The 12751-nt window shown below is 62.5% G+C and carries 14 protein-coding genes; 10 read left to right on the forward strand and 4 right to left on the reverse strand.

Annotated elements, in window-relative coordinates; all coding sequences use genetic code 11:
* Positions 1-323 precede the first annotated feature (323 nt).
* From LXM96_RS11290 to LXM96_RS11305, 4 genes are all read left to right on the forward strand, one after another.
* Positions 324-938: an SOS response-associated peptidase gene (locus LXM96_RS11290; protein ID WP_239998595.1), complete on the forward strand. Its 615-nt coding sequence runs from the start codon at positions 324-326 to the stop codon at positions 936-938.
* A gap of 735 nt (positions 939-1673) precedes the next feature.
* On the forward strand, positions 1674-2093 hold the full coding sequence (locus tag LXM96_RS11295) for a hypothetical protein (protein ID WP_239998596.1): 420 nt from the start codon (positions 1674-1676) through the stop codon (positions 2091-2093).
* Positions 2094-2189: 96 nt separating this feature from the next.
* Positions 2190-3662: an Asp-tRNA(Asn)/Glu-tRNA(Gln) amidotransferase subunit GatA gene (gene gatA / locus LXM96_RS11300; RefSeq protein ID WP_239998597.1), complete on the forward strand. Its 1473-nt coding sequence runs from the start codon at positions 2190-2192 to the stop codon at positions 3660-3662.
* A gap of 58 nt (positions 3663-3720) precedes the next feature.
* On the forward strand, positions 3721-4326 hold the full coding sequence (locus tag LXM96_RS11305) for a LysE family translocator (RefSeq protein WP_239998598.1): 606 nt from the start codon (positions 3721-3723) through the stop codon (positions 4324-4326).
* Between the two features lie 131 nt (positions 4327-4457).
* Here LXM96_RS11305 and LXM96_RS11310 read toward each other — a convergent pair whose 3' ends face one another.
* From LXM96_RS11310 to LXM96_RS11325, 4 genes are all read right to left on the reverse strand, one after another.
* Entirely contained in the window at positions 4458-5177 is a 720-nt protein-coding gene (locus LXM96_RS11310) for an LrgB family protein (protein ID WP_239998599.1), read from the reverse strand.
* Positions 5174-5545, reverse strand: a complete 372-nt coding sequence (locus tag LXM96_RS11315; RefSeq protein ID WP_239998600.1) for a CidA/LrgA family protein — start codon at positions 5543-5545, stop codon at positions 5174-5176. Before LXM96_RS11315 ends, LXM96_RS11310 begins: the two co-directional genes overlap by 4 nt.
* 111 nt (positions 5546-5656) lie before the next feature.
* On the reverse strand, positions 5657-6187 hold the full coding sequence (locus LXM96_RS11320) for an SRPBCC family protein (protein ID WP_239998601.1): 531 nt from the start codon (positions 6185-6187) through the stop codon (positions 5657-5659).
* Between the two features lie 2 nt (positions 6188-6189).
* Positions 6190-6549 carry an ArsR/SmtB family transcription factor gene (locus LXM96_RS11325; protein WP_239998602.1) on the reverse strand — a complete coding sequence of 120 codons (360 nt, stop codon included), beginning with the start codon at positions 6547-6549 and terminating at the stop codon, positions 6190-6192.
* A 166-nt stretch (positions 6550-6715) separates the two neighbouring features.
* Between LXM96_RS11325 and LXM96_RS11330 the strand changes: the two genes are divergently transcribed.
* The 6 genes from LXM96_RS11330 to LXM96_RS11355 all read left to right on the forward strand — a co-directional run bounded on the left by LXM96_RS11330 (position 6716) and on the right by LXM96_RS11355 (position 12742).
* Entirely contained in the window at positions 6716-7681 is a 966-nt protein-coding gene (locus tag LXM96_RS11330; RefSeq protein WP_239998603.1) for a bile acid:sodium symporter family protein, read from the forward strand.
* Between the two features lie 194 nt (positions 7682-7875).
* Complete coding sequence (locus LXM96_RS11335; RefSeq protein WP_239998604.1) at positions 7876-8625, forward strand: FadR/GntR family transcriptional regulator; 750 nt, start codon at positions 7876-7878, stop codon at positions 8623-8625.
* 34 nt (positions 8626-8659) lie between these two features.
* Entirely contained in the window at positions 8660-9637 is a 978-nt protein-coding gene (locus LXM96_RS11340) for a sialic acid TRAP transporter substrate-binding protein SiaP (RefSeq protein WP_239998605.1), read from the forward strand.
* A 69-nt stretch (positions 9638-9706) separates the two neighbouring features.
* A complete protein-coding gene (locus LXM96_RS11345) occupies positions 9707-10279 on the forward strand; it encodes a TRAP transporter small permease (protein WP_239998606.1) in 573 nt (190 codons plus the stop codon).
* A gap of 3 nt (positions 10280-10282) precedes the next feature.
* On the forward strand, positions 10283-11689 hold the full coding sequence (locus tag LXM96_RS11350; protein ID WP_239998607.1) for a TRAP transporter large permease: 1407 nt from the start codon (positions 10283-10285) through the stop codon (positions 11687-11689).
* 9 nt (positions 11690-11698) lie between these two features.
* Positions 11699-12742 carry an L-idonate 5-dehydrogenase gene (locus LXM96_RS11355; RefSeq protein ID WP_239998608.1) on the forward strand — a complete coding sequence of 348 codons (1044 nt, stop codon included), beginning with the start codon at positions 11699-11701 and terminating at the stop codon, positions 12740-12742.
* The last annotated feature ends 9 nt before the right edge of the window (positions 12743-12751 follow it).

Genomic DNA, 12751 nt, shown 5'->3' on the forward strand with positions numbered 1-12751 from the left:
AACTCTCCTTCTCCCATTGAGGGATCATAGTTGGAAAATTCCAGCCATAAACGGTCCGATTCAAAGGGGGCACGTCAATGCTGAATAGCGCGCGCCCACTTCCTTATACGGAGTGAGGCGTGCTCCCCCTCCTCCGTCATTCCTGTGCTTGTCACAGGAATCCAGCAGTGCCGCGTCGGCGGCGCGAAAGACTCTTCATCACCAGCACCAGGTTCTCCCGCCGCGCAGACGCGCGGCGGCTGGATCCCGGCTCAAGGCCGGGATGACGGAGCGGGAGCGTTCCACCTCTCCCCACCCACCCCCTCCCGCCCTACCTCACCCCCATGTGCAACGACTACGAACAACACATCCGCTACGCCGAATACCTGCGCGCGCTGGAGGAGCAGGGCGTGGCTGCCCCCGCCCATCAGGGCGAGGCGGACCTTCCCCGGGCGGATGACATCCGCATCGGCGATCTCGGTCCGGTGATGCGGGCAGAAGGCGAGGGCGAGGTGGCGCTGTCGCCCATGCGCTTCGGCTTCCCGCCGCCACCCGGCAGAAAGGGAGGGCCGGTGTTCAACTTCCGCTCGGAAGGCCGAAGCTTTGCGCAAAGCCGCCGCTGCCTCATCCCGGCCTCCGCCTTCTTCGAGTTCACCGGCACCAAATACCCCAAGGCCAAGCACCGCTTCACGCTGACCGAAGCCCCCTTCCTTTGCATCGCCGGGCTCTGGCGGGACACAGAAGGCGAGGGGGAGAAGTCCAACCAGCCGCCGGCCTTCACCATGCTCACCACCGCCCCCGGCCCCGACGTCGCTCCCATCCATAACCGCCAGGTGGTGGTGCTTAAGCCCCAGGACTGGCGCCACTGGCTCCATCTCACCAAACCCGAAGCCGAGCTGCTGCGCCCCCTGCCGGCCGGGTCGCTCGCCGTCGAAGAGGTGCGTTCGGGGAGCGACTGAGGCAGGAACGGGAGCCCTCACCCTGAGGTGCGAACCCGCAGGGTGAGCCTCGAAGGGCGAGGGCGGGCGGCTTGGAGGGTGCAGCCCCCTCACTTGCAGTTTCTGAAGTTTAGCTGCGCTAAAGCTTCGAAACTGCTTTCTCTCCCACCAGGGGAGAGAAAGGGCGCTGCCGCGCCCCAAAAACGTGAACGTCCCGCAGCCAAAAATCGTGGCACCGGCTCCTCGCCCCTTGTGGGAGACGAAGCAAAATCAGCATCTTAGCCAAAGGCTAAGTGCTAGATTTTGCAGGTGAGGAGAAAATTTCTCGCACCATCGTCCCCGCCTCCGAAACCCGCTCCCATAATATTCCCGCCTCCGTCGCCGGAGTGTTTCGCGAGACGGTCGCGGGCAGGCGGGGGCCGGCGCTTCCATCCAAGCCGTAACGTGCGGGGAGGGTGGAAGAGGTGAGAGCCACGGAGCGGTGCCGAATGCAACGCTCCTATCAAGTCTCCCCCGGGCAGCCATGTCCGGTTCGGGAAAGCCGTGCAAGCGTTGAGGAGCAATCCCGGCGTGCAGAGAGACGAGGCGATCACCTGTAGGGGCTGGACACCCCGAAAGAACGCCGAAGGCCACGCGGATGCGGAGCCACAGACTAAACTACAAGTGAGGTTCCGCATCCGTGTGGGCTCTCCAACCAGATCCAGAAGACATGCAACCCGCGTGAACGCGAACCCGTGCCCGGAAAGGAGATCAGCCATGGCAGAAAGCAAGGAAGAGAAACTCCGTCTCTGGCGGGAGTACGACAACGAGCCCTACCTGCCGGGCTTTACCCGCGGCGAGCTCAACAGGCTCCCCCCGCGCCAGCAGTCGCGCGAATTGCAGAAGCTCACCCAGCGCGTCACGAGCTATCTCGGCTACTGGAGGACCTGCGACGTCCCGGCTTGTCGACGGGCGCGGGCCTGCCGCGGCTTCCTGTCGGAAAAACAGTATAGCGGCGATCCGCGCTACCACGATGCCTTCCCGCCCTGCGTCGGCCCGCGCGGCGCCCGTCAGCCGGAAGTGCTCGCCGCCTTTCCCGCCGCCCTCGGCTACCCGCCGGAAGAGGATGACGGCCCGAAATACAACGGACGCGCCTCCAACAGGCCGGCGGAGGACGGGGAGGAGCCAGCCGCCTAAGCGCAGATCCTGGCCGGCACACCCTGAAGATTGGCGGGTGTCGCCAGGCTGAATTGCGATTATCCTCTTGCCGTGCCCGTACCGAGGGGATGGCCGATGAAGGATCTCGCAGGACTTTCCATAGCAGAGGCCAGAAGAGGGCTGCGCAAGAGGGACGTCTCCGCGCTGCAGCTGACCGAGGCCTATCTCGCAAACATTGCCTCGGCCAATGCGGCGCTCAACGCCTATGTGGCGGTGACGGAAGACCTGGCGCGCAAGGCGGCAAGAGCCGCGGACGAACGATTGGCCAGCGGCACGGCGCGCGCGCTGGAAGGCATCCCGATCGGCATCAAGGATCTGTTCGCCACCAAAGGCGTCCACACGCAGGCCTGCAGCCGCATCCTGTCGGGCTTCAAACCGCCTTACGAATCCACCGTCACCGCCAATCTTCGGGCTCAGGGTGCGGTCGTGCTCGGCAAGCTCAACATGGATGAGTTTGCCATGGGCTCCTCCAACGAAACCTCCTGCTACGGCCCGGCCATCAATCCCTGGCGCGCCCGGGGATCGGATCAGAACCTCGTGCCCGGCGGCTCCTCCGGCGGCTCGGCTGCCGCCGTCGCGGCAAATCTGTGCATGGGGGCGATCGCCACCGATACCGGCGGCTCGATCCGCCAGCCTGCCGCCTTCACCGGAACCGTCGGCATCAAGCCGACCTATGGCCGCTGCTCCCGGTGGGGCATCGTTGCCTTCGCCTCCTCGCTCGATCAGGCCGGACCGATTGCCCGCACGGTGGAGGATTGCGCGATCCTGCTGCGCTGGATGGCCTGCGTCGATGCCCAGGATACCACCTCGGTGGATGTCGCTGTCCCGGACTACGAGGCCGCCATCGGCCGGTCGGTGAAGGGGCTGAAGGTCGGCATCCCCCGCGAATATCGCGTCGAGGGCATGCCGGCGGAGATCGATCAGCTCTGGCAAAGGGGGATGGACTGGCTGAAGGAAGCGGGCGCCGAGATCGTCGAGATCGGCCTGCCGCACACGAAATACGCCCTTCCGGCCTACTACATCGTCGCCCTGGCGGAAGCCTCCTCCAACCTCGCCCGCTATGACGGCGTCCGCTACGGCCTGCGCGTCCCCGGACGGGACGTGGTGGAGATGATGGAAAACACGCGCGCGCAAGGGTTTGGCGCCGAGGTCAAGCGGCGCATCCTGCTCGGCACCTACGTCCTCTCCGCCGGCTACTACGACGCCTATTACCTGAAGGCGCAGAAAGTCCGAACCCTGATCAAGCGTGACTTCGAAATGGCCTGGCAGGCCGGCGTCGACGTCATCCTGACGCCGACCACGCCTGTCCTGCCGTTTGCGCCCGGCGCCATCACCGATCCGGTGGAAATGTACCTGAACGACATCTTCACCGTTACGGTCAACATGGCCGGCCTGCCGGCCATGTCGGTCCCGGCTGCGCTGAGCCGCGAAGGCCTGCCGCTTGGCCTGCAGTTGATCGGCAAGCCATTCGACGAGGAAACGCTGTTTCAGGTGGCGCATGTGCTGGAGCGCAACGCAGGACGCTTCGGCCCGCAGCGGTGGTGGTGATGCGGGGATTGGGTAGGTATTTCAAGTTTGATGAATTGACCGCGCAAAGGAGCGGCTGATGGATTTCAACACTGCCTTAACGTTTTTTCTGACGTTCTTCGTGTTTGCCGCTAGTCCAGGCCCCGATAATCTTACCATCCTGTCCAAAACGGTCGCGAATGGTCCTGCGCACGGGATCGCCTATGGTGTGGGCGTCGTCTGCAGCATTTTCCTGTTCGTCATCCTGGCGGTGGTAGGGTTCAATGCCGTGGCGCAATACATGAACGAGAACCTGCGCTTCATCCAGTATGTAGGGGCGATCTACCTCATCTACATGGGCGTGATGATGTGGCGTTCGAAGCCGCACATCGAGCCACGAGTGATGCGGGGCGGCCTGATCCGCCTCTTCTTCACCGGCTTCTTCCTCAACATCAGCAATCCCAAGATGCCGATCTTCTACCTGGCGCTCCTTCCGGGCGTCCTGGGAATTCGCCCATTCACCATTGCGGATACGCTTGAATTGCTGCTGATCATCACGTTGGTCGAGGTGATCGTCGTTGGCGGCCATGTCTTCCTTGGGCACAAGGCGAAGCACCCATTCGCCGATCCGAAGAAGATCAGCGCCATGAACCGCGGGGCGGGCGCCCTCATGGTCGGTGCGGGTGTTCTGGTGGCAAGCCGTTAGGGAAGCGGCCTCTTCCTGCGGGCTTCGCTCTGATGCAGAGAAACTCTCCTGCGACGGCAGCAGAGTAGCTTCACCCATAACGCGATCAAAAGCGGATCTCCAACTTGACTAAGGGAGGCTCAGCGTCGTCGTCAGCGCCCTATCCATGCCGCGGCGAGTGGTACGACCGCCGAGGTGGCGACGGCGTTGAGTGCCATCGCGATGGCGGCAAAGAGGCCTGCCGTTTCGTCCACCTCATAGGCGCGGGCTGTGCCGATTCCATGTGACGTGAGACCGGCGGCAAAACCTCGGGCAGCGTAGTCTCGGACGCGCATCAGGTTCATGAAAGGCGTGACGATGAGGGCGCCGACGATGCCGGTCAGGATGACGAGAACGGCGGTGAGAGATGGACTGCCGCCGAGTGAGGCAGAGATCGCCATGGCAACCCCCGCCGTCGCAGATTTCGGCAGGAAGGAGACCACAACATCTTCGGACAGTCCAAGCAGCGTTCCTAGCACGACCACCGAAGAAACGGCCGCGAACGAGCCGACAAAAAGAGCAGCCGCAATTGGCAGCAACAGCCGCTTCACCTGCGCCCATTGGCGAAACAGGGGGACCGCGATCGCGACCGTCGCCGGTCCGAGCAGGAAATGCACGAACTGCGCGCCTTCGAAGAACTGCTGATAGGGGATGTCGAAGACGGTCATCACCAGCGACAGCAGCAGGATCGACGTCAGCACAGGGTTGACGAGCGGGTTTCGATCGAGACGGCGGGAAACCTCCGAGGCGCCGATCCAGGTGCAGAGCGTCAGCGTCAGCCAGATGAGCGGCGAGGTGGAGAGATAGACCCAGAGATCGACAGGGCTCCTCATGCAGCTGTGTCCTTGGAGCCAAGAAGCCGCCGCACGGCAACAAAGGTCCACACGGTCACGGCGAGAGTGAAGACGGCCGAAACGACCAGAACGGCTGCGATCGCACCGCCTTCATCCTGCACGACGCCCCAGAGCGCCACCACACCTACGCCGGCAGGCACAAAGAACAGGCCGAGATTGCCGAGCAGTGCACTGGCCGCAGCCTCCACGGCCGGGATCGTTTCGCGCAAGCTGCCTTGAAGTGCCAGCAAGGAGAGAAAGAGAAGCACGAGTCCGACCACCGGGCCCGGCACCGGAAGGCCCGTAACGAAGACCAGGCTCTCGCCGAGGAGTTGAAAGAACAGAAGAGCCGCAAGGCCGCGTAACATGATCACCTCCAAGGTAGGGGAGGCGGAGACTAGCCGATCGCCGGGGCCGGGTCATCTCCGGCGGCTGGCAGGGGGACGGATTCCGCCGGGGTGGAGGGATCCGTCATTTGGTTAAGCAGGAATGCGCCGATCGTATTCGTCGCGCAGCCGCGTCCAGCCGTCCCAGAACGTGTCCGGCTTCTGCCCTGAAAGGCGACTTGCGAGAATGTTGAGGTGCATGTGCCAGCCAGCGCCGATCATCACCGTGTTGGCACGATCGGAAATGCGTCGGTGGATGATGGTGAGGAGCACCTGGTTGCCGGATGGCATCAGGCGGAACTCCACCTCTCCCTGGCGCCAGGCAAAGGTGAGGCTGCGCGGAGGGTCGACTGCGATGATGTGGCTCTCCATCCGCTGTTCTTCGGGAAAACCGTCCGGACGTCGGCCGGGCGGATCGGAAAGCTCTTCGTTGCGCCAGACCAGTTCGAAAGGAGCCCCCGGCTTCAACTCCATTTCGCCGGACGCGAGCCACAGGCGGCGCAACTCGCTTTGCGTCAGATAGGCCCAGACCCGATCGACGGTGCCGGGCAACAACCTTTCGATCTTCAGGGTAGCGGGCTCGGTGAGGACGCCATAGGCGTCGAGGGTAGCAGTATCGTTCATGCTCATTCTCCTGTTTTGCCGTTGGCGGGATTGTCTTCCTCCTCCCGGAGGACGCGTTCGAGCGCATCGAGGCGGCTTTCCCAGAAGCGCTCGTAGAAGTTCAGCCACTTATGGGCGGTTGCCAGCGGCCCAGGTTCAAGGCGGCAGACATGTGTGCGCCCGCGCACCTCCCGCCGGATGAGGCCCGCCTGTTCAAGCGCCTTGATGTGCTTGGACGCAGCGGCAAGAGAAATGGCATAAGGCGCCGCCAACTCGCCGACGGTGCGGTCGCCCGACGACAGCTGCCGCAGCATGCCGCGTCGCGTGGCATCTCCAAGCGCGTGAAACACAGTATCAAGCTCGGGCATATGTAATTCAACCATGTGGTTGAATATTTACTCGCTCAGTCCGATTGTCAACCGGTTGGTTAAATAATTTGTTCAGCCGATGCGGATTGCGCAACAAGGAACCGATGGCTCCGTACCTGGCCTTGACAGCCTCGGAGGGCATCATAAAGGGCGAAGCAGAACAAGCTAATCGAGGTTCGTCGTGAAATTTCTTGCATCCTTTTCCGCCTTCGTCGGCAAGAGCTTCGCCCTGTGGGTCATCCTCTTCGCTGTCGGCGGCTTCTTCTTCCCCGAAACCTTCAAGCAACTGGCGCCCTGGATCGTCACGCTGCTCGCCATCATCATGTTCGGCATGGGACTGACCATCTCGGTCGACGACTTCAAGGAAGTGGTGAAGCGCCCGGTTGAAGTCGGCATCGGCGTCGTCTCGCAGTTCCTCATCATGCCGCTGCTCGCCGTGCTTCTGACGCGGATCATCCCGATGTCCCCGGAAGTGGCCGCGGGCGTCATTCTGGTCGGCTGCTGCCCGGGCGGCACGTCCTCCAACGTCATGACGTACCTGAGTAAAGGAGACGTGGCCCTCTCCGTCGCCTGCACGTCGGTGACCACGCTGGCCGCACCGATCATCACCCCGTTCCTGGTCTGGATGTTTGCCAGCCAGTATCTGCCGGTCGATGCGATGGCCATGTTCACTAGCATCGTGAAGGTTGTGCTCGTGCCGCTGGCGCTGGGTTTTGCGCTGCAGAAGCTGGCGCCAGGCCTCGTGCGTGGCGCTCTTCCCGTCCTGCCGCTGGTCAGCGTGGTTGGCATCGTCCTGATCGTTGCTGCCGTTGTCGGCGCCAGCAAGGGCGCGATCGCCCAGTCGGGACTGATGATCTTTGCCGTCGTCGTGCTCCACAACGGTCTCGGCTATCTGCTCGGCTTCTTTGCCGCCAGGGCGTTCGGCTTGTCGCTTGCCAAGAGGAAGGCAATCGCGATCGAGGTGGGCATGCAGAACAGCGGCCTTGGGGCGGCACTTGCAAACGCCTATTTCTCGCCGGTCGCCGCAGTGCCGAGCGCGATCTTCAGCGTGTGGCACAACATTTCGGGGGCGCTTCTCGCGAACTGGTTCTCCGGACGCAGCGATGACGTCGCGGTTGCCGCGGAGCCGGTAGCACCCCGCCTTTAACCAGAACAAGCGCCGGCATTTTTAGCCGGCGCTTGACTTTTTGATTGTAGACGCGGCTCATCCTGCGCCAGATATTGCCTGCCGGATGTCCAAAGCATACCATTGACAGGTTGTCAGACATCAATATATGAATTTCGGTATTGGTAAGGCCAGCTTACCAGTCACGCGTCGAGGAGGACGCGTTGGGAGGGTTCATGTTTTCGGTCGTGGAATCACGCCGCCTGTATCATCAGGTGGCGGACCAGATGCGCAGCCTGATCGACAGCGGTGTCTTCACCGCTGGATCTCGGCTGCCGGCCGAGCGTGAGCTTGCCGAACTCCTTGCCGTCTCCCGTCCGACTGTTCGTGAAGCTCTCATCGTGCTGGAAGTGGAAGGTCGCGTCCACATCCGGATGGGATCAGGCGTTTATGTGTCCTCGCCTAGGCCGGTTTCCGTTCAATCCCCTTTGCCGGAAGTGGAGGCCGAAGGGCCTTTCGAACTTCTCAGGGCTCGAGCCATTGTGGAGTGTTCCATTGCGGAAGAAGCTGCCCGCGTAGTCCGGCCTGACCAGATTTCGGCGCTCGACGGCCTTCTCACCCGCATGGCCGAGAGTCTTAATGACCGGGCGGCGGCGCTGGCCTTGGACCGCGACTTCCACATCGCGGTCGCCGACATTCTGGATAATGGCACGCTGAACCGCTTCGTCGGCAGCATCCACGATCTGCGCATGACGCCGTATTTCGAGAAGCTCGCAAGCTACTTCGAGAATCCGGAGACATGGCGGGCTGCCATGGAGGAGCATCGCGCCATCCGCGATGCCATTGCCGCCCGAGATCCACAAGCTGCGCGCGCTGCCATGCGCGCGCATCTCGACCAGTCGCAGATCCGGCTGTCGGAGAGTTTCGGCGAGGAGCCGGCCGACAGCACGATACCCGCCGCATGGAGGCGTGCCGGCGGAGAGTAAGCATGCCTTTTGACTTCAACCTGGGAGGAAGAAAATGAAGTTGAAACTTACCACCATTCTCGGCGCAACGGCGGCCGTTCTGGTCTCGGCCATGGCGGCCCAGGCGCAGACTGCGCTGAAGTGGGCGCATGTCTACGAAACCTCCGAGCCGTTCCACACCGAGTCGGTCTGGGCGGCGGAGGAGATCGCCAAGCGCACCGACGGCCGCTACAAGATTGACGTCTTCCCGGCCTCGCAGCTCGGCAAGGAAGCCGACATCAACCAGGGCCTGAAGCTCGGCACTGTCGACATCATCATCTCCGGCTCGAGCTTCGCATCGCGCGAATATCCGCCGATCGGCGTCACCTACTACCCCTATATCTTCCGTAGTCCGAGCCACCTGATCGCCTACACCAAGAGCGACGTCTTCAAGAAGCTCGCGCAGGGGTATGAGGAAGCATCGGGCGGCAACCACATCACCGCCGTCACCTACTACGGCACACGCCACACGACCTCGAACAAGCCGATCGAGAAGTGCGCCGACATGCAGGGCCTGAAGATCCGCGTTCCGGACGTCCCGGCTTACCTCGCCATGCCGCGCGCATGCGGCGCCAACACCACGCCGATCGCATTCGCGGAAGTCTATCTTGCGCTTCAGAACGGTACGGTCGAGGCGCAGGAAAACCCGCTGACGACCATCGAGGCGAAGAAGTTCTACGAAGTCCAGAGCAATATCAGCCTGACCGGCCATATCGTCGACCACCTAAACACGGTCGTCTCCGGCATGCTGTGGTCGAAGCTGTCCGACGAGGACAAGCAGATCTTCACCGAGGTGATGCAGGAAGCCGCCGAGCGCAGCACCAAGATCATCGAAGAGCGCGAGAATGCACTGGTCGACAAGTTCAAGGGCATGGGCATCACCGTAACGGAAGTGGACAAGTCGGACTTCGAGAAGGCCGTCCTCGACAAGGTGAGCTTCGAGGAGTTCGGCTACAACAAGGAAGACTGGGAAGCCATCCGCGCCGTCCAGTAATCACGCGGAACGAGCGCCCGGTGAACCGCCGGGCGCTCGTCGCTTCTTAAGGACCGGCGGAGGATTTCTATGCAGAACCAACATCACGCGCCCATCAGCGTCGAGGAAATGGCACACGCCTTCGAGGAGGAGGTGCGCCCGGTGGACCTCTCGCCTTATGCGGTGGAGGACTGGTTTAATATGGCCGTCTTCTGGGTGATGGCGATCTGCGTCTTCCTGCAGTTCTTCACCCGCTATGCCTTGAACAACAGCTTGGCCTGGACGGAAGAGATCGCGGCCAACTGCCTGGTTGTCATCGTCTTCATGGGGTCCGTGATGTGCGTGCGCATGTGCCGGCACATCACGGTCGACATTCTCTACCGCTTCCTGCCGCGCAAGGCAGGCCGCATGCTCGAGCTCCTGGTCGACCTCATCGTCATTGGCTTCTTCGCCTACACGACCTGGCTGATGTGGCGCTATATCGCCATCGTCGGCAATGAGCGCATGGTGACGGTCAACCTGCCGCGCGGCTACGTCTTCTATACTGTCTTCGCCGCCTTCGCGCTGATGCTGGCGCGCTCGGTGCAGAACTTCATCAAGGACATGATCAACGACAAGACGGTTCGCGAGAAGGCGAACGAAACCGGCGTTCAGGGGGGCTGACCAGTGCTGCTTCTCATAGGCTCGTTCCTGGCGCTGATGATCGTCGGCGCACCCATCGCCGTGTCTCTCGGCGTCTCCTCTCTCCTCTATCTCGTGATCTACGGCGTCGCCCCCGACATCATTGCGGCGCAGCGGATGATTGCCGGCGTGGAAAGTTTCCCGCTGATCGCCGTGCCCTTCTTCATCCTCGTAGGCAACCTGATGAACATCGCCGGCGTCACGGGCCGCATCTATTCCTTCGCGCTGGCGCTCGTCGGCTGGATGAAGGGTGGGTTGGCGCAGGTCAACATCATCGGTTCGGTCGTCTTCTCCGGCATGTCGGGCACGGCACTTGCGGATGCCGCCGGTATCGGCACGATCGAGATCAAGGCGATGAAGGACCACGGCTATCCGGTGGAGGCGGCCGTCGGGGTTACCGCGGCCTCCGCCACGCTTGGCCCGATCTTCCCGCCGTCGCTGCCCTTCGTCATCTACGGCATGATGGCAAACGTCTCCATCGGTGCGCTGTTCATGGCAGGCATCCTGCCGGGCCTCGTGATGACGGGCCTGATGATGCTGACCGTCTTCATCTTCGCCCATCGCAAGGGTTGGGGTTCCGATACGCCCTTCGAACTGCGCCGGCTGGCAGGGGCATCGCTTGAGATCCTCATCGTTCTCTCCTTCCCGGCCGCGGTCTATCTGCTGATCCTGGCTGGCCTCTCCATCAACATTGCAGTGCTGATCGCGCTCGTCGCGCTCGTGGCAGTCGACTGGTACTTCGATTTCTCCGCCGTGATGGCGCTGCTGACGCCGGTTCTCCTGATCGGCGGCATGACCATGGGCTGGTTCACGCCGACGGAAGCAGCCGTGGCCGCCGTGATTTGGTCTCTCTTCCTCGGCTTGGTGCGTTATCGGACAATGACGCTGCGCACGCTCGCAAAGGCGAGCTTCGACACGATCGAGACCACGGCCTCGGTCTTGTTCATCGTTACCACAGCCTCGATCTTTGCATGGCTCCTGACGGTCAGCCAGGCGGCCCAGCTGTTCTCCGACTTCATGTTCTCCCTGACGGACAACTGGTGGACCTTTCTGATCATCGTCAACATCCTCCTGTTGATTGTCGGTGCCTTCCTCGATACCATCGCGGCGATCAGCATCCTCGTGCCGATCCTGATGCCGATTGCCGCCCGTTACGGCATCGATCCGGTGCACATGGGGCTGATCTTCACACTGAACCTGATGATCGGTCTCCTGACGCCGCCGGTCGGCATGGTGCTCTTCGTGCTCTCGCGCATATCGAAGCTCTCGGTTGAGAGAACCACGATGGCAATCCTGCCGTGGATGATCCCGCTCTTCGTCGCCCTGCTGCTGATCACCTTCATACCGGCGATCACCCTCTGGCTGCCGACCCAGCTTGGTCTGCTGCGATAGGAGCGTGTGATGCTGGCACGGATTGCCCGGTTGTACGGGCAGCGGGATTTGAAGGTGGAGGAAGTGGAAGTCGGCGCGCCAGGGGAAGGCGAAGTGCTGCTGAAGATGGCGGCGGGCGGCATTTGCGGCTCTGATCTGCACTACTATCAGGACGGCGGCTTCGGCCCGGTGCGGGTACGCGAGCCGATCATTCCCGGGCATGAAGCCGCCGGCCATGTGGAAGCGTTGGGCGCTGGCGTGTCGGGTCTTGCAGTAGGACAACTCGTCGCCGTCAATCCCAGCCAGCCCTGCGGCCACTGCCGCTTCTGCCGCCATGATCTGCCGATCCACTGCCTGAACATGCAATTCATGGGCAGCGCCATGCGGCTGCCGCACGCTCAGGGCATGTTTCGCGACTGGCTGGTGGTGCCGGCGGCGCAATGTCTCCCTGTCGGCGAGATGGTTACGGCAGGGGAGGCCGCCTGTGCTGAACCGCTGGCAGTCTGCCTGCATGCGGTGGCGCGCGCCGGTGACTTGCAAGGCAAGCGCGTGCTCGTCACCGGAGCCGGACCGATCGGCGTGCTGACAATCGCCGCCGCCCGACATGCCGGTGCGGCGGAAATAATCGTGACGGATCTGACCGATGCCGCGCTGGAGCGTGGGCGCACCATGGGCGCTACAGGAACGATCAATGTCGCGACCGATGCCGGTGAACTATCGGCCTTCGAGGCGGACAAGGGCTATTTCGACGTCGCCTTCGAGTGCTCGGCGGCAGTGCCGGCGATCCGAAGTGCGATTGCAACCGTCCGGCCGCGCGGCCTCATTGTCCAGGTTGGGGTCACCGGCGATGCGGCAGTGCCGATCAATGCGCTGGTCGGCAAGGAACTGCACTGGATCGGCACGCAGCGCTTCGATAAAGAGTTCGCACAGGCGGCAGATTTGATCGGACGTCGGGAGATCGACGTGCGCCCAATTATCTCCCACGGTTTTGCGATCTCAGATGCCGTAGCGGCATTCGAGCAGGCAGGCGATCGTTCCGCCGCCTGCAAGGTTCAAATTACGTTTTTCTCCTGAGGAGTTTTC

Origin of the sequence: Rhizobium halophilum (assembly GCF_021648825.1) — a bacterium.
Lineage (GTDB): Bacteria > Pseudomonadota > Alphaproteobacteria > Rhizobiales > Rhizobiaceae > Neorhizobium > Neorhizobium halophilum.